We start from the raw sequence: 16,716 nt of genomic DNA, 5'->3' as shown, positions 1-16,716 counted from the left end.
CAAGAGCCAAAAAGTTATTTCCATTTTCAGCCCTAAAACAGAAAATACTATATAAAAATTAGAAATTTCTGTCTAAACAAACGGGCGCAGCTTATATATCCACGACAGGGCTGAAACAAATAAACGAACATAGTTTTAGAAAGCTATCAGTCTATATAACGCTTCAATTAAGCTATATTTAGATATAAAATCACGGAAATCAATGGAGCATAATACTAAATGTATATTTTTGGATGATATAAGATTACCATCGGACCTGTCCTATTATTTACCAAAGGAAGAAATAACTCCATATCTGTTGACCAATTAGACCATTATTCGTAATTATCAAGATTTTGTGACGTATATATCTGAAAACGGTATTCCGTCAATCATCTCTTTTGATCACGATCTGGGAATAAATCTTGACAACACAGAAGCAGAGTCCGGGTATGACCCTGTGAAGTATATCGTGAATCTAATTATTGAACAGGAACATAGGGTTTTGCCCCAGGTATTATGTCGCTCGCAAAACCCCTTAGGCAAAACAAACATCCTTTCTTGTTGGAACAACTTTATAAAAACTATTGATCAGAGTTAATCAAGGCATTAGAGATTAAATTGACAATCCCTTCTGTGGAGAGAATTTGCTATTGTCAGAGGATCTTGCATCATGAATTGATGTTTCAGACGGACGATAATTAGTGCTATACACCTAACATCATTTTGTAAAATCATAAGCCAATGGAATTTATACAAGAGTAAAACCCGCTTTCCAGCCATCTGTATCAACCTCATATGGTGAAATCTCAAAACCTTCAATCTGATCGCTGAAACCTCTAAATTTTGAGGCCCTTACTAAAGCTGCCTCAGCAAGTTCTTTGGAGCTATATACGCCGATCAATTTAAAGTCCTCACCCCCAGCCAATGTTTCATCAACATAGGTGTGCCATAATAAATAAACATGTTTCATAAAAAAAATCTTTTATATGATCTAATGATGTCTCTACAGATAAGCTCTTTAATAAATTTATGACTTTTTAAGACAATATCCTATGTAAGCCTTTCTGAACTATCAATACTGAACATCCGATACGATAAATGGCTCCCCTTTTATAAACCTACATACTCCATTATCAATGTTAAAATAAACTAAGACACAAAAACCTCCCATCCAGGATTGATCCCGCACCCAGATTATTGTCGAGAATGCATTTTTTTCAAAGTTGTAGAATGGTCTTTGTAGTTCAACTTGGTTAAAGTCATTTTTCGCATATACGAGTCTATTTTCAACCAGCCCAATCCCATTAGTTTGTGTTAAAGCGAATTCACATGAATCATTTGCCATTGAAAACCCAGGAATTGACCAAGAAAGGATATCATGATAAATCTCGTGGTCAATAAAAGTATGGTATACCTTCCAACTCTTTTTTTGGTACAGCTGCCCTGTAAAGTCTTTATCAAATTCCTTTTCACCTATTTTCATTGCGTTTACAACTAGATCAGTGATATCTAACTTGCAGGTATTTTCTTGCGGAGTATGGGCGAACAAGAATGACATTAGAATAATCAAGATCTTCATACAGTTTAAATAAGCCAATATAATTTATCAAAAAAAAATCACTCCAATAAAACTATTTTCAAAAAGCCGTTGTTCTTACCATACAAAACGGCTACAAGCTGCCTTTCGAAAGAAAGGTTCAACATAAAAATTGGCGTCGTACAGTGAAAATCCAATAGTTTTTAAAAACATTGGATGACGAAACAAAAAAGAGGAAACGATAGGAAACATAAAAATTACTGTACAAATAAACGCTAAGAGAAAGGGTCTGATGAGAATCAGGCCCTTTTGACGTAAAAAAGCCACATCTCCCGACGTGGCCTTAATAAACATATGATTCACTAGTGGTTTGTCTTTAATTGCTGACAAACCACTAGTTATTAAATACTATTTATAAGAATTGATTGATTTAGATACTTTCCAATCATTACCTACACGCTCCAAGGTAACCAGGTCAGTCTTGGTGAAGTTTTCAAATTTCAACGTTACTTTAGCCACCATATAGTCTGCCGATTCCTCGATGATATCTGTGCTTACTGTACAGTTCAGCTTTTCGCCTTTTTGTTTTTTCAAGGATTTAACCACTTCGCTACGGCTGTTAGACTGCGCATTGGAAGCTTGAATCTTTTGATTAAAATCAGCTGCAAATAACTGCTCTACGCCTGCTGATTCGCCCTCAGTGGTTACCGCTACATAATGCTCTAAAGCGAAGTCAGCTGTGGAAAGGTTAACGTTTTCTTTTGTTGCTTTTGCTCTAGGTCCTTCAGCTGCCATAGCAAATGTAGATACGGCGATTAAAGCTGCTGCTGCGAATGTTTTTACTAATACTTTCATAATGTTTTTTTTTATTGTGTTAGTACTTTTGTTCTTATTTGTTGACTCAAAACTACAACACAATAGGCCTTTAGCCTAAAGGCTTTAGACTAACGATCGGGAAAACTCGGCGAATAGCGGAAATAGGGAGGTGAATTTATTCTTCAAGAAATCATTCTCGTTCCAATAGGCTCTTTCCCTCTTCGCTGATCCGATCGGGAGTCCAAATAGGATCCCAAACGAGCTCGATAATTATTGCCCGCTGTGGAAATTGCTGTTGCAATGTTTTTTCAACGCCATGAACGATAGAGTCGCCCATCGGGCAATAGGATGAAGATAACGTCATGGTAACAACAATACGACTGGGATCGGTTAAATTAATATCATAAATTAAGCCCATATCTACGATGTTGATCCCCAATTCGGGATCCATCACAAGCATCAATACCTGAACAGCTTTTAACTGATCGGAAGCCTCCGGTTTTGTTAGATCAATTTTCATGGTATCTTTCATTAAATATATAGGCGAGGTGCGTAGTTTATTTACTTTTTCTTTGATGAAAAACTACTTTTCCGACATTGACAACATAAACAGCAGCAAGTGCTGCCCAAAGCCAGGCTGCACAGTATAATGCCCACCTGAATTGACCGGCTACAGCAACCGCCATGACGACAAGCGCCACTAGGTAAAGATAATATTGTATAGAAAGTAATCGCTGACTATAAAGTTCCTTGGGCAAAGGTATTTTTTTGATGCCATTGAGATCTTTATAGCGCCAATTCCAGATCATAAAAGGCAGGGTCTTATAGGTCATCCCTAAAATAATACCCGTTATCCATCCAAAAAACACCCATACGGCATATAAATTCACCCAATTACCAGACTCCTGCCGGACAACCATAGGTAAGGTGAGAAACGCGAACAATAAACTCAAAAAGGAAATGAAACTATGTTTCATCGGAATATCCAGTACCTTACGCGCCCGGTGCACAAAACAATCCACGACAAAAACGGCCCAGCAAACTACTCCCAATAGCACTATTGCTCCAAAGGTAAGAGATCTTAATCCCACAGGATGGCTGTATCCGTCCAATAAAAAAAGTACCAATCCAAGGTTTATCAAAATGACCGAAACATAAAGCCACTTTGTTTTGGTGGATTGTCCCAAGAGAAACATCGGCAGCATCTTCGCTCCCGCTCCCAGGATCAACTGCAAAAACCAACCAACAATACCGACGTGGGCGTGTAGCTTTAGGATATCGAGGTGACTTTTTGTTAGAAAACCATGGGCTAAATTAATGGCAAGCAAAAGGCCTAAGGTGGTTGTAAAACAAAGCCAGAAGGCCGAGAACGTAAAATAAAGGCGTAGTTCAAATAGATGCTCCACATCTTTAGTCGTCATCCACAGCAAGTAGAAGTACAGGTAGGAGCTGAGCGTAATCAATAGCCCTCCAACGCACATGAGTAAACCGATCTTGAAATACCAGAAACTATAAATCAACACACAGGTTCCCGATGTCAATAGGATATAACTGAAAAATGCCAATTTGGAAGAGCGAAGTGAACGTTCAAAAATAACCGGCACCAGCTGATACGCCGCTCCATAAATCACCATCGTGCCCCAACCTAGTGCTAGGCTATGGACGATTGCCAGCACTTTTGGTTGAAAATGGTGCCCAAAGAGCTGCCCCCCGCTAAAAACCAAGAGGAAGCTGAACAGTAGAAAAAAAATGCCCGAAGTGATAAAAAACGGCAATACAGCATACGCTTCTGGGCTCTTATGAATAGCAATATGTGACATTTTATTTAACGGGGTAAATTAACAGATGGACATCTCCAGGATGTTGTTCATGGATGAAAATCCGATAAGAAAAATGATCCAGTTCTTCTAGTAAATGGAGCGGAACCTTCCGATGTTTTACATAGACAACCTCATTGGCTTTCAGTTGAGCAAGGGCCTCAAGAATTGATTCCATGGGCTGCGGCATAGGCAATGTCCTGACATCCAATGTAACAAGTTGAAGCGCGGAAAGTCGCGCTAATTTCTGCTCAAAAAGTCGTTTCGGCACAAATGAAATATGATCGCCCTCAGCAGGCTGAACGGACAGCACTGTATCTTTTTTATAAAAGTAACTTCTGAATTCGCCCTCCGCCCATTCGTGGCTATAGCTTGGCACTCCACGCTCCTCCATACGCCTAATCAATGGAATGGGGACAAATGAATTGCTGATGCAAAGAATCCCTCCTGCGACGAGTGAGCGATACAACTGAAAAATATCTTTTAATGGATCTTGCCCCATTTCCAATAGGGGTCTCACATCGAATACAACCGTCACTGCTGCATCATCCATCCAACTTGGCCGCTCTGCTGCATCGAATGGATCATTGACTTTCTCAGCTCCATCTGACATCCAAATAAAGCCGAGCGGTACCAGCGCAGCACGAAAATCTGCAACCGAACATCCGCCAATTTTTGCTGCTTCGCCTATGGAGACCCGAGGGGCCAGTATCCGACGCAACACCGGGATCCGGATCTTATGCAAGGGTTTGGCAATAGCTGCAATGGCTTCAATGCTTAAGTCATTATAGCTGATCAGTTCTGAAATCTTGGTATGCTGGTTTATCCGCATGGCTTTTCTAGTTTTTAATTCATTTGAACACCGTAGCTCGCGAGCAACTTTGGAAATAAAATATTATTCTCCAGGTGGATATGCTGCAAAAGATCGGATTCGAAAGATTCGATCTGTGAAAATAATGACGTGTAGGAATTGCAGGCATTGGCTGGCAATGTGTAATTTTGGGTAATTTTGCGCAACTGCTGAAGTTCCTTTCCTGAATCTTCGTGTTCGGAAATCAAAAATTGAATGAGCTGCTCTACCTGTTTGCTGGTCAATTCTTGTTCATTCTTGGTTGCCGGAAAGAGCTGCTTCTCCTCTTTATCCAAATGATGGTAAAGGTCATCAAGAAAGGCATCGAGTTCTTTGGACAAGTTGACCAGCTCGGGATGCTGCTGTGCATGCACATCGGCCACTTTATGTGCAAGTTCCTGAATAATCGGTCCTTTTTCCCGGACATACCGATGATGAACATTCTTAATATAATCACTTAAAAAATCGATATCCCAATCTTTAAAATTTAGCGGTGGGCCGGCTATAGGAAGCTCTTCGGATTGGTTTAACCGTCTGCGCAATTCAATTTCATCGAGACCAACACTATGAGCGGCCTCCTTAAGCGTCTGCTTACCACCGCAACAAAAATCTACCCCAAGCTGTTTTAAAACTTCGGCCTTGCGGATATCCTTGGCAGCAATATGGCCAACGGTTTCCAGTGTTTCGCTTTCGAGCGGTTTGCCAAGGCGAACCTGCCAGTATTCGGGCCCCGATTCAAGATAATTCCAAATGAGATCCTTTCCACGTTCACCCAGCAACTGATAATAGAGCGGTTTAGGATCATGATCGTTTTTGATAATAAATGACTCGCCCGAATCCAGGGCATCGAAGTGATCAAATATGGTCGGGTGTTTAAGTCGAGGTTCTATATTGAAAACCTCCAATAACGATGATTTAATCATGATAATAGTATTAAATGGTCAATAAATTATTATAAATCCTTTTTCTTAAAATAGCGAATAGATAGCCCTAGAGGAATGAGGCACCAGAGCAACATGACCAACAGGGTGATCGCAATGCCGAATGTATTACCGAAGAAATCCCGAAATATCGCCCCTGTATAGCCCATCATCGCGGATAGATCGACCTGTAATAAAATAAGGATGCGACAGATATCGATGGGATTGAGCATGGACAGTGCAACCATTCCATGTTCGATGGGATAATCCGCAAACTGAAATAGGATGAAAAGCACCAGTGCGTCAAAAAGCAGCGTGAAATAAAGCCAAAGCAAAATTGCCAATCCTATCCCCTTCGACTTATCTCTGATCAATACAGATGTCCACATCGCGATCGAAACGAAAATCAAAGAAAGTAACAGTCCGCAACCGACCAAAGTAATTCCCGAAGAGCTAAATGCATAGATAAAAGTTGGTATGCCAACGCCAATAAAAAAAGCTAAACTAAGTGCACCTGCCAGACCCACATACAGGCTGCCCCAAATGCTTTGCCGTTGCAAAGGCTGACTGACAAGGCAATTGATAAACTCGGAACTCTGGTAGATATAGATGCCTGAAAAAATGATACTCATCAGCGGAACTACAAACAACACAATATTCAGTAGACTGAGTAATCCCTTTTCATAGTTGTCCTCCATGCTATAGACCGTCATGGAAAGTACAAAGAGTAATATGGTGTAGCATAAAATGGTCTTGTTGCGCAAGAGATCCACAAAAACGTAGCGTATAATTTTATTCATCTTTTCTCTAATTAGACAGGTCGCGGTTCTGCATCAAATAAGCGATTGCTTTAGATAGCTTTTCAGTACCTGTATCTTCTTTTAATTGCTGCAAACTCTTATGAAACTTCAGCTCTCCTTCCTGCAGAAAGACAATCTGCGATACAAATTCATCGAGATCACTAAGCACATGGGAACTGATGATGATCAGTTTACCGCGTCCGATTTCTTTTTTGATTTTATCCTTGAGAATTTCGGTAGACAGAGGATCCAGTCCTGCTGTAGGTTCATCCAGGATGAGTACTTTGGGGTCAAACATAAATGCGATACAGGCACTTACTTTTTGTCTTGTGCCACCGGAAAGCGTTGCCATCCGTTTTTCCAACAGCTTGTCCACGCCAAAAGCCTGATAAAGATCCGAATCCGTCTGGGGCTGTTTACGGATATCTTTGATCATATCCAGGACCTGTTTGATGGACATATTCTCAGGATATTGACCGATCTGCGGCATATAGCCGATATGGTTCCGATAAGCCCATTGCTGTCCAATGTCCTGTCCTTCAAAAGTGATCCGTCCGGCACTCGGCATGACCATACCTAGGACAGACTTGATCAAAGTAGTCTTACCACTGCCATTGGGGCCAATTAAGGCAACGCATTCGCCGCCATTCAAGGTCAGATCAATGCCCTTTAATGCATTGAATTTTCCAAAGCTTTTCGTTAACTGCTGGATACTAATCATACTTTTATTGATTTCATGCGAGGCTTATCGTCTTTAAGCCCCTCGGGTGTCAGACTTGGTAATAGCTTTTCAGTCCGGTCGAACAACATGGCCATAAAACTTCGAAAAAGTAACATCGCCGAAGGATAGCGCTCAACCATCATCGAGAATAGGCTTACGGGACGAAAAGGGATATCCCCAAATCCGTCTTTGTCCAGATCGTATCCCTCGTATTTGTCCCAATAGTTATGCACAAAGCTGTTGAGTGTAAGGGTACCATTGGTGGCAACATCAAAGGTATTCTGAAGAAAATTATTGTCTTTAAGCACATTGTCCATACAGCTCGACTGAATCTTGAGCCCCCATCCGTTGCTCTTAAAATTGTTATGTTCAATATGGATACGATTCGATCCTTCCATAAAAATACCCGTGGTATTGCGGCTAAACTGATTGTTGATGATCTGACTATCGGAAATATCTTTGAGCAACAATCCATAGGCGGCATCGCCCCAATTCTCTTCGAAATTATTGTTTTCCATATGGACATGCTTGGTATACATAACAGCTACACCTGCACCATTGCTGCGAAAGGTGTTTGAGATGTAACTGTTCTCATGGGAAAACATAAAATGGAGACCATAGCGCAGATTTTTTTCAGAAAGATTGCCCTGTACTCGAGTATGGGTCACAAACTCAAGATAAATACCGTCCCTATGTCCAGACACTTCATTATTTTCAACACTTAAACTATCTGATTTCCAAGCATGAATACCATTACCAATCAGCTGCTCCGCTGTACCAAAAGCTTTGAGGATATTGCCCCGTATTTCAACGTTTGTAGCATTCTGCGCATAGATCCCGAAAAAATTGTCCACGAGCTCATTGTCAAAAATTTTGATATGCGCTGTATTGTAAATTTTAATACCGGCAATATCATTCATGGAAGAATGTCCCGAATGCTGTATTAAAAAGCCTTGAACAGTAACCTGCGGTGATTTGATCGAGAGCGGTTCATATTTTTTCTCGCCGTCCAGCACAGGTTTTCCCAGGCCTTTCAGGAAAATTGCCTTATCAATAACAATATTCCCCTCCTTATACACACCCGCCGCTACTAAAACGGTATCACCTGATTTCGCTTGTGCTAAGCCAGCCTTTATTGTTCTGACCGACTGCCCCTTTCCTACCTGGATGGTTGTCGCCGATACAGGCACGTTTACGAGCCAAAGACAAGCCATTGCACAGTACAACGCTAAAGCTAGATTCTTCATTGTTATTCATTTATTTCCACAGATCATTCCAGGTCATCACCGTGCCACCGATCTCTGCTTTGACCTTATCCAGTTCCACCCGTTTTTCAAATACAGCAACATTGCCTCGCATTGGGCTTTTCAAAGCTTCACTTTTGAGATAATATGCACCTTCAGCCGGTACGAGCTTATGGCTAACATAATCCGGCAGGTAATAAACGGCAATCTCTTCTTTTTTGACCGAGTTCCCTTTGACAAAGGCGATCATACATTGTACGTCATCAAAATTAAAGACCCGTCCCTTTTTTGTCTGCAGCTGCGTACCAAAACGCGCGTCCGTTATTGTCATCTTACAGTGGGCACATTGCTCGCTACCGTATTTAATAGGCTTGGGTTTATTGTTGCCCTGACAGGCCTGCAAACTACATAGAACCAGCAATATACTACTACAGATCAACGCAAATAATTTATAATTTCTCATATGATTTTAGTTTTAGGGTTTTATTATTTTGCCACTCCCGCACTGTACAAAAGGCCAAGATAATTCCACAGAGTATAAAGATCCATCCCCCGATATCAGGTATAGAATAGGCGCCAAAATTTAAAAGCTGTTTGTATCCGATCAGTGGTGGCTGATAAGACATTCCGGGAACTTTTATCGGTGCAGATGGATCGAGCTGATGCCCATAGTTGTATTCCCAGATATAAAAGTCAACCAGGGCTGCGACTCCAAAAAGCAGAAAACAAAAGAATAAGCCATAGAGCAGTTTTCTATTCTGCACGAAACCGGTAAGCAAAAAAGCAAGCGCAAAAAATAAGATGATATAGGGCAAGACCTTAAATTCTATGAAATCTTCCGCATGTAGCGTTTTCATCCCGATATAGTGGTTCAGTCCATTGATAATATCAACTTGTCCGGCCAACTTGTTGCTATAGATCTGTAGTTCTAGCCCTTCTGGGTATTGTGCTGCGTCGAGCTCAATACGCCAGATGGGTAGGAAGATGACCGCTACCAGGGCCAGGCCACTCAGGATCAAAAGAATCCGATGTACTGCTGACAGGTGACTTGTAGTTTTCATCATTGTAGGTTATATTAATTGGTCTTCTCTTGCGGTTGATTGGTTCCCAGACTATAAATCAACGGAACATTGTTTCCTTTTTTTGAGATACGGATATACCCCTGCATCTCTTGGTGTAACGCGCTACAAAAATCCGTACAGTAGAACGGGAATACACCTACTCTATCTGGAACCCATTTCAATGTCTGTGTCTCTCCCGGCATAATGAGCAATTCTCCATTCTTTGCGCCTTTGACAGCAAAGCCATGCGGCATATCCCAGTCCTGCTCAATATTGGTCACATGGAAATAGACTTCATCGCCTAGTTGTACACCCTCGATATTGTCCGGAGTGAAGTGTGAACGGATGGATGTCAGGTATACATGTACCTGGTTACCTTTACGTTCAACGCGTGCATCTTTGTCTCCTTTGGCAACAAATGGGCTGGTATTTTCTTCAATTTTAAAAATCTTCACACTTTTGTCTTTCACTTTCTCCGCTTTGATAGCTTGCGCATAATGTGGTTCACCAATGGTCGGAAAGTCTAACAACAATTGCATTTTGTCTCCCGAGATATCAAACAATTGGGCACTCTGAGCCAACTCCGGTCCTGTAGGGAGAAAGCGGTCTTTCGTAATCTTATTATAGGCGATGACATATTTGCCTTCTGGATTTTTGGTATCTCCACCAGGTATCATTAAATGGCCTGTTGAGTAAAATGTTGGTGTACGGTCGAGCACCTTTAAATCCTTAATATTCCATTTCACCAATTCGGAAGACACAAAGAATGACGTGATTGCATTTCCTCTGCCATCAAATTCTGTATGCAGTGGGCCCAAGCCAGGTTTTTGGACTTCGCCGTACAGCGCAGATTCGTATTTGATAATTGGGATACCACCGAATTTTCCTTCGAATTGTTTTTCCTGGATTGCTTTCTGCATCTTAGCGAACGAGAATACAGGTATGACCGCAGCCAGTTTACCCGACCCTACAATATATTCGCCTGTAGGATCAACGTCGACACCGTGCGGAGATTTTGGGCAAGGGATATAGTAGCATAGCCCCTCCAGCTCCTCTGCCTTCAATACGATCGTTTCTGTATTAAAAGATGTTTTTGCGGTATGTGATTTCTCGTCGTAAGTGTTATGGGCATACTTCAACCCGGTAACCTTTTTCCCTTTTCCGGCTTTCAAATACTCTTCGGCTTTTTTCCAGTTGACGGCCAATATAAAGTCTTTGTCATTTTTGGATGCATTGACCTCCAGCAATGTATTTGCCTGTTCGGTATTGTAGGTGGAGAAGAAGAACCAACCATGAGAAGTCCCTTTACCGGCTCGGCTCAGGTCATAGTTTACACCGGGTGTCTCAATCTGAAAAGCCAATTCCATGTTGCCATTATCCTTATTGACGCTGACAAAGCTCAATGTTCCGCGAAAATTCTTTTTAAAGGTATTGATAGGTACATCGCCCGACTCACCGTCCAGCGGAACCGAAAATCGCGTTCCTGCAACAACATATTCGGTATTTTCAGTAATGTACGGCGAAGAGTGGTTTCCACCGCTGTTGGGGAGTTCGAGTACTTCAGCCGTACGAAAAGTTGTCAGATCCACCCGGGCAATACGGGGGGTATTGTTGGCATTGACAAATACCCAGCGGCCGTCGTAGTTTCCATCGGTTTTCGAAAGCTGCACGTGGTGTAAATCATCCCAAGGTACATTGCCATGGGACGTTTCGAGCATCGGTTTAGTTTCTTCACTAAAACCCCAGCCCTTTTCGGGATCTAGTGAAAAAACGGGTATTACACGCAATAATCTGCCGGACGGAAGTCCATAAACGGAGAGCTGCCCACTAAATCCCCCGGATACGAAATTGTAGAATTCATCGTATTTCCCTGGGGCAACATATACCTTCTCAGCGGCATCACCACTCACGGCGGCTCCCGGTCCTTTGGGTTTACAGGCATGGAAAGTCGATAACACCGCGCTCGCCATTAGGCTCGTCAATATGTATTTTGTTAAAGTCATTCTATTCTTATTTTAAGGTTAATACCTATGCAGCTTTGTTGATTCTTATTCAGCTTTTATTATTTTACACCATCATTTTGTCGCATAAACTCCAATACCTTTCGGGCTTCCTCGTCCGTTAGATTTTGGTTAGGCATCCGGACCATGCATAGTTCAAGTTGCGCCTGTAATTCCGGATCCTTATCGATCATCGGATCAGGATTAGTGATAAAATTCATGATCCACTGTGGTTTTCTCCGTTGTGTCACACCTTTCCATCCTGGCCCGACTAGTTTCTCGTCGGTTAGCTTGTGGCAGGAAGCACATTTCAGGTCAACAATCAATTTTCCGGCTGCGGCCATTGGTGCATCCAAATGGTCAGCGATTTCCACTTTGTCAAATTTTCCCTCACCGCGGTGAGGATCATATCCACTGGCGTCATTTGCCGAAGCCCCAGATTCATTAACACTGTTGGCAACGGTCTTTTTCTCGCCATTGTTTGAGGAACAGGAATAGATAAATAATCCCATCAAACAACATACAATTAGCTTTCTCATCTTATTTTGGTTTTGTGTTCAAACTTGATTGTGTTTTACTTAATCCAAAGGTATTATCGAAGCGTGTAGCCATTTTATGAGGCAAATCATAAAATGATTCCGGTGAGAACAAACCATCAATCAAAAACAATAAAACACTATATATAAGCACATTAACACCATATTGATTTTCATCACTCATTCCCGTGATCAACATCAAGATCTATTTTGTGACACTACTATATCTTTACGCTGTGTAGTAAAAACTAACTTATATCGAACGATGATTCCAACCGCAATACTTCTCGAAAAGGGAGCGAGCAGCCTACATGCCGATATTGGTGAAATACTTTTTCATGAGGATAGCATGGCCACATTTTATTATCAGTTGTTAAGCGGGCGAGTTCGTCTTTCTAATTTCTTATCAGACGGTAGGGAGGTCCTCCACAATGTTATCTGTGCCAATGAGGGCTTTGGAGAAGTAGCGATATTGGACAATGGCGTTTATACAGTGACGGCAATTACCGACAGTTCATGTACATTACTGAAGATCAGTTCGAAAAAATTCATCGAAATCATATATGAATATGGCAACCTACATCGTTTGGTATCACAAAAGATGGCGCGCGAACTACACTTTAAACTCTTTATGATCAAATTAATTTACAATCGTTCACCGGAGGAGATCCTCTCCAATCTGATCCAAAAGTTAAATGAAAGCAAGAGACTCGTTTGTCAGGAATGCAACCGACTTATGCTTACGCGCCAACAATTGGCTAATATGACCGGGTTAAGAGTAGAAACAATCATCCGGACAATGAAGCAAATGGACAAGGAAGATAAATTGAACATTATCCGCGGAAAAGTTTTTGTTCCGGCCGATGGTATTGATTGAAGCTTGAAACAACGATGTTTCAGCTATCGGAAAGAAATCAACGTATGAATAAAATCAGTAGCTATTTAAGTATCAGGAAATGGATCGTCATCACCCTATTCAATTTACTTATTGTAGGTATTTTCGGGTTGATTATGCGCTTAAAATTTTTATTTCCCATTCCTTGGATCGACCAGAAAAACCTCATGCATGCGCATTCGCATTTTGCTTTTTCCGCCTGGGTATCCCAAGCTCTTATGATTTTTCTCATAATGACCGTTCTGGGAATAAAAACCAATCAGATTTTGTGCAGGAAATATCAGCATATCCTATGGGCTAATTGGACGGTTTCGATAGGCATGCTTATTTCCTTTTCAGCTGCTGGCTATAACCTATGTTCGATTATATTATCCTTTTTATCGATACTTGTCTCTTATTGGTTCTGCTTTCAATTAGTGCGGGATCTTAAATCATCGACGCTTCCTCCGGCCATTTCGATCTTAATTAAGTCGGCACTATTTTTCAATATATTTAGTTCACTAGGGACCTATTTTCTGGCATATCTCAAAGTGAGCCACCAACTGGATCCATTAAAACAGCTTGCATCAGTCTATTTTTATCTTCATTTTCAGTATAATGGCTGGTTTTTCTTTGGCTGTATTGCTCTGTTTGCCAGTTGGCTGTATAAACGTACTGGTAAAATACCAATAAGTCCGCGTTTTTCGCTCGTGTATGTCATGACTGTTATACCAACCTATTTCTTATCTGTTCTATGGTGGAAGGGTTTACCCCTGTGGCTATATATTATTATAGTCATTACAGTCGGATTGCAATTTGTCCTGTGGGGAACATTAGCACAACGAGTCGTCCGACTGGTCCGAAGCAATATTTCACTCCGCTTAAGCCCCGATACATCTAAAATTTGGTTATGTGTCCTGTTTGCCATTTTTCTCAAACTGATATTGCAAGGCATATCGGTCATACCTGCTCTGAGCCAACAAGCTTATGGATTTCGACCAATTGTTATTGCTTATCTTCACCTCGTCCTTTTGGTGGTAATATCACTCTTTTTAATTGGGTATGCTTTTCAGATTTGTATGTTAAAAATCGAAAAAGGCATTCACTATGGCGTTTATGGCTTACTTGTTGGAATCTTTTTGAATGAATTTGTGTTAATGTTGCAGGGGCTCGGTGGATTTATACATTATTCTATCAGGGGAACACATCATGTGCTGACGGTCGCTGCAGCTATTATTGTTGTCAGCCTCTACAGGATAACGCAAACCCAATTACGCAAATGATGCTATTAGCATAAGCCATGAGAGATGATCGATCATGAAATAGCTAGAAAATAAGCCACATCTCTCGACATGGCTCTACAACATTTATATATTTATTTGAGATGGCTCTTATTTATACGAATTGATCGATTTAGATACTTTCCAGTCATTACCTTCACGTACAAGAGTCACTAGGTCTGTTTTGGTAAAGTTTTCAAACGTCAACGTCACTTTGGCTACCATATAATCCGCCGACTCCTCAAGGATTTCGGTGCTTACCGCACAGTTCAGCTTCTCGCCTTTTTGTTTTTTCAAGGATTTAACAATAGCGTTACGGCTGTGACTCTGTGCATTGGAAGCTTGGATTTTTTGGTTGAAATCCTCGGAGAACAATTGTTCTACACCTGCAGATTCTCCTTCGGTAGTTACCGCGACATAGTGCTCTAAAGCGAAATCTGCTGTAGAAAGGTTAACGTTTGTTTTTGTTGCTTTTGCTCCTGGCCCTTCAGCTGCCATAGCGAATGTAGATACTGCGATTAGGGCTGCTGCTGCGAATGTTTTTACTAGCGTTTTCATAATGTCTTTATTTTATAGTGTTAGTTCTGTTGTTCTTATTTGTTGACTCAAAACTACAACACAATACGCCCCTAGCCTATCGGCTTTAGACTAACGATCAGGAAAACTCGGTGAATGGCGGGAATAGGGAGGTAAGTCTCCTTCGTATCAGATTCGTACCACGTTCGGATCATCAATAGATATTGTACAGACACCCAACAGACCTTGTCCAGTCTCTGTACAGGAAAAAACTGGTCAGATACTGGTCAACAATCGAACCCTACATGTCCTGATCCGAAGGCTATACGAAGCAGGTACGAACACAACCCCTATAAAAGTTATTTAAACTCATCCATAATTAGCAGTTTTTAGCAATAATGCCTAGAGCAGCGACGAAATCCGTGAGTTTGTGTTGTAGCGATCACCGAGATACCATGTCTTTGGTCATAACCATGCAGGTTATGGTAAGAGGAAATTTAAGGCTATCCAGTTTATCAACGCTTCGTTGTATGAGCTGTTGTAGGGAAAGGTGTGATTAAACTACACGATCAACTCAAGTGCATTCAAGATCTATAAACAAGGCGATACTACTTTCTTTCTACTAATTCATCTACTTTCTTTCTACTTCTTCTTCTCCTAATCTTTCCCTAGTTCTTTCCCTAAAATATTTACATTTTTTCTTCTAAAACATCTCACAGCCTATTGTACGAGCATTATAACAACTCTATTCCTTTAATCTCTTCTCCTAATTCTTCTCCTAGATTCATCTATTCTTTCTACTTAATTATTCTAATTGAGCTCCACTAGCTACGCTATCACCGAGGCAACTCGCTATTTTAAATAGATCATAAAAAAGCCACATCTCCCGACATGGCTTTACAACATATATATTTATTTGAAATCGCTCTTATTTATACGAATTGATCGATTTGGATACTTTCCAATCATTGCCCACACGCTCCAAGGTAACTAAGTCCGTTTTGGTGAAGTTCTCAAATTTCAACGTTACTTTAGCGACCATATAATCTGCAGATTCTTCTAAAATATCAGTGCTAACTGTGCAGTTCAGCTTCTCTCCTTTTTGCTTTTTCAATAGTTTAACTACGGCACTACGGCTGTTAGACTGCGCATTGGTAGCTTGGATCTTTTGATTAAAATCAGCTGCGAATAACTGCTCTACACCTGCTGATTCGCCCTCAGTGGTTACCGCTACATAATGCTCTAAAGCGAAGTCTGCTGTGGAAAGGTTAACGTTTGTTTTTGTTGCTTTTGCTCCAGGTCCTTCCGCTGCCATAGCGAAAGTTGATACGGCGATTAGGGCGGCGGCGGCGAATGTTTTTACTAGCGTTTTCATAATGTCTTTATTTTATTGTGTTAGTTTTTTATCTGTTCTTATTTGTTGATTCAAAACTACGACACAATAGGCCCCTTGCCTATGGGCTTTAGACCAACGGTTGGGAAAACTCGGTGAATGGCAGGAATGGAACGGCGAGGAAAGTGAAATTATTTTTACTATCTTTTAACAACAATTAAAAAACGTGAATCGCCAAGGCCGATGTTGCCAATGATTTTAGCCAAGCGGAAAAAAAAAGTTATTAACTATAGAGAAGAAAAAGATGGAACAACATCTAATTAAACTATTCAGATTCATATGTGTCCTAAATAAATTTTAGGATTGGATTTCTGTGGTACAAGCATAGCTTTTTTCATCATTTCGATATTGACCCCTATTTTTCAATCT

19 protein-coding genes are annotated in these 16,716 nt (G+C 40.9%); 3 read left to right on the top strand and 16 right to left on the bottom strand.

The genetic code is table 11. From position 1 onward, the window contains the following. Nucleotides 1-313 precede the first annotated feature (313 nt). On the top strand, nucleotides 314-580 hold the full coding sequence (locus L1283_RS27560; protein ID WP_429626757.1) for a cyclic-phosphate processing receiver domain-containing protein: 267 nt from the start codon (nucleotides 314-316) through the stop codon (nucleotides 578-580). A 150-nt stretch (nucleotides 581-730) separates the two neighbouring features. Here L1283_RS27560 and L1283_RS27555 read toward each other — a convergent pair whose 3' ends face one another. The 14 genes from L1283_RS27555 to L1283_RS27490 form a co-directional block, all read right to left on the bottom strand. After that, entirely contained in the window at nucleotides 731-952 is a 222-nt protein-coding gene (locus L1283_RS27555; RefSeq protein WP_429626756.1) for a DUF7336 domain-containing protein, read from the bottom strand. A 102-nt stretch (nucleotides 953-1,054) separates the two neighbouring features. Further along, nucleotides 1,055-1,561, bottom strand: coding sequence for a hypothetical protein (locus L1283_RS27550; RefSeq protein ID WP_429626755.1), 507 nt, complete (start codon nucleotides 1,559-1,561; stop codon nucleotides 1,055-1,057). 366 nt (nucleotides 1,562-1,927) lie between these two features. Further along, nucleotides 1,928-2,374 (bottom strand): nuclear transport factor 2 family protein, encoded by a 447-nt coding sequence (locus tag L1283_RS27545; protein ID WP_429626754.1) that lies wholly within the window; start codon nucleotides 2,372-2,374, stop codon nucleotides 1,928-1,930. Between the two features lie 151 nt (nucleotides 2,375-2,525). Next, nucleotides 2,526-2,855, bottom strand: coding sequence for a metal-sulfur cluster assembly factor (locus tag L1283_RS27540; protein WP_070565732.1), 330 nt, complete (start codon nucleotides 2,853-2,855; stop codon nucleotides 2,526-2,528). 37 nt (nucleotides 2,856-2,892) lie between these two features. Beyond that, nucleotides 2,893-4,155: a hypothetical protein gene (locus L1283_RS27535; RefSeq protein WP_429626753.1), complete on the bottom strand. Its 1,263-nt coding sequence runs from the start codon at nucleotides 4,153-4,155 to the stop codon at nucleotides 2,893-2,895. A 1-nt stretch (nucleotide 4,156) separates the two neighbouring features. Then, nucleotides 4,157-4,984, bottom strand: coding sequence for a DUF2249 domain-containing protein (locus tag L1283_RS27530; protein WP_429626752.1), 828 nt, complete (start codon nucleotides 4,982-4,984; stop codon nucleotides 4,157-4,159). Between the two features lie 14 nt (nucleotides 4,985-4,998). Continuing rightward, the gene (ric, locus tag L1283_RS27525; RefSeq protein ID WP_429626751.1) at nucleotides 4,999-5,925 is read right to left on the bottom strand and encodes an iron-sulfur cluster repair di-iron protein; all 927 of its coding nucleotides are present in this window, start codon (nucleotides 5,923-5,925) and stop codon (nucleotides 4,999-5,001) included. A 29-nt stretch (nucleotides 5,926-5,954) separates the two neighbouring features. Beyond that, nucleotides 5,955-6,722, bottom strand: a complete 768-nt coding sequence (locus L1283_RS27520; protein ID WP_070565740.1) for an ABC transporter permease subunit — start codon at nucleotides 6,720-6,722, stop codon at nucleotides 5,955-5,957. 7 nt (nucleotides 6,723-6,729) lie between these two features. Continuing rightward, a complete protein-coding gene (locus L1283_RS27515; protein WP_075991503.1) occupies nucleotides 6,730-7,443 on the bottom strand; it encodes an ABC transporter ATP-binding protein in 714 nt (237 codons plus the stop codon). Then, nucleotides 7,440-8,690, bottom strand: coding sequence for a nitrous oxide reductase family maturation protein NosD (locus L1283_RS27510; protein ID WP_070565743.1), 1,251 nt, complete (start codon nucleotides 8,688-8,690; stop codon nucleotides 7,440-7,442). Before L1283_RS27510 ends, L1283_RS27515 begins: the two co-directional genes overlap by 4 nt. A gap of 10 nt (nucleotides 8,691-8,700) precedes the next feature. Then, nucleotides 8,701-9,150: a nitrous oxide reductase accessory protein NosL gene (locus tag L1283_RS27505; protein WP_083295915.1), complete on the bottom strand. Its 450-nt coding sequence runs from the start codon at nucleotides 9,148-9,150 to the stop codon at nucleotides 8,701-8,703. Beyond that, on the bottom strand, nucleotides 9,137-9,751 hold the full coding sequence (locus L1283_RS27500) for a hypothetical protein (RefSeq protein WP_198386050.1): 615 nt from the start codon (nucleotides 9,749-9,751) through the stop codon (nucleotides 9,137-9,139). Before L1283_RS27500 ends, L1283_RS27505 begins: the two co-directional genes overlap by 14 nt. An 11-nt stretch (nucleotides 9,752-9,762) precedes the next feature. Continuing rightward, on the bottom strand, nucleotides 9,763-11,751 hold the full coding sequence (gene nosZ / locus L1283_RS27495) for a Sec-dependent nitrous-oxide reductase (protein ID WP_429626750.1): 1,989 nt from the start codon (nucleotides 11,749-11,751) through the stop codon (nucleotides 9,763-9,765). Between the two features lie 59 nt (nucleotides 11,752-11,810). After that, nucleotides 11,811-12,287, bottom strand: coding sequence for a c-type cytochrome (locus L1283_RS27490; protein ID WP_070565751.1), 477 nt, complete (start codon nucleotides 12,285-12,287; stop codon nucleotides 11,811-11,813). 262 nt (nucleotides 12,288-12,549) lie between these two features. On the opposite strand from L1283_RS27490, the gene L1283_RS27485 reads away from it, so the two are divergent. Beyond that, on the top strand, nucleotides 12,550-13,161 hold the full coding sequence (locus L1283_RS27485; RefSeq protein ID WP_075991501.1) for a Crp/Fnr family transcriptional regulator: 612 nt from the start codon (nucleotides 12,550-12,552) through the stop codon (nucleotides 13,159-13,161). Between the two features lie 44 nt (nucleotides 13,162-13,205). After that, on the top strand, nucleotides 13,206-14,441 hold the full coding sequence (locus tag L1283_RS27480) for a hypothetical protein (RefSeq protein ID WP_146752976.1): 1,236 nt from the start codon (nucleotides 13,206-13,208) through the stop codon (nucleotides 14,439-14,441). A 108-nt stretch (nucleotides 14,442-14,549) separates the two neighbouring features. Here L1283_RS27480 and L1283_RS27475 read toward each other — a convergent pair whose 3' ends face one another. Both L1283_RS27475 and L1283_RS27470 read right to left on the bottom strand, forming a co-directional pair. Next, entirely contained in the window at nucleotides 14,550-14,996 is a 447-nt protein-coding gene (locus L1283_RS27475; protein WP_088160560.1) for a nuclear transport factor 2 family protein, read from the bottom strand. Nucleotides 14,997-15,882: 886 nt separating this feature from the next. Continuing rightward, on the bottom strand, nucleotides 15,883-16,329 hold the full coding sequence (locus tag L1283_RS27470; RefSeq protein ID WP_429626749.1) for a nuclear transport factor 2 family protein: 447 nt from the start codon (nucleotides 16,327-16,329) through the stop codon (nucleotides 15,883-15,885). Nucleotides 16,330-16,716 lie beyond the last annotated feature (387 nt).

This window comes from Sphingobacterium sp. HSC-15S19 (assembly GCF_050433745.1).
GTDB lineage: Bacteria > Bacteroidota > Bacteroidia > Sphingobacteriales > Sphingobacteriaceae > Sphingobacterium > Sphingobacterium siyangense.
The sequence above is the reverse complement of the archived record's forward strand: the minus strand, read 5'-3'. Positions and strand labels throughout refer to the sequence as shown.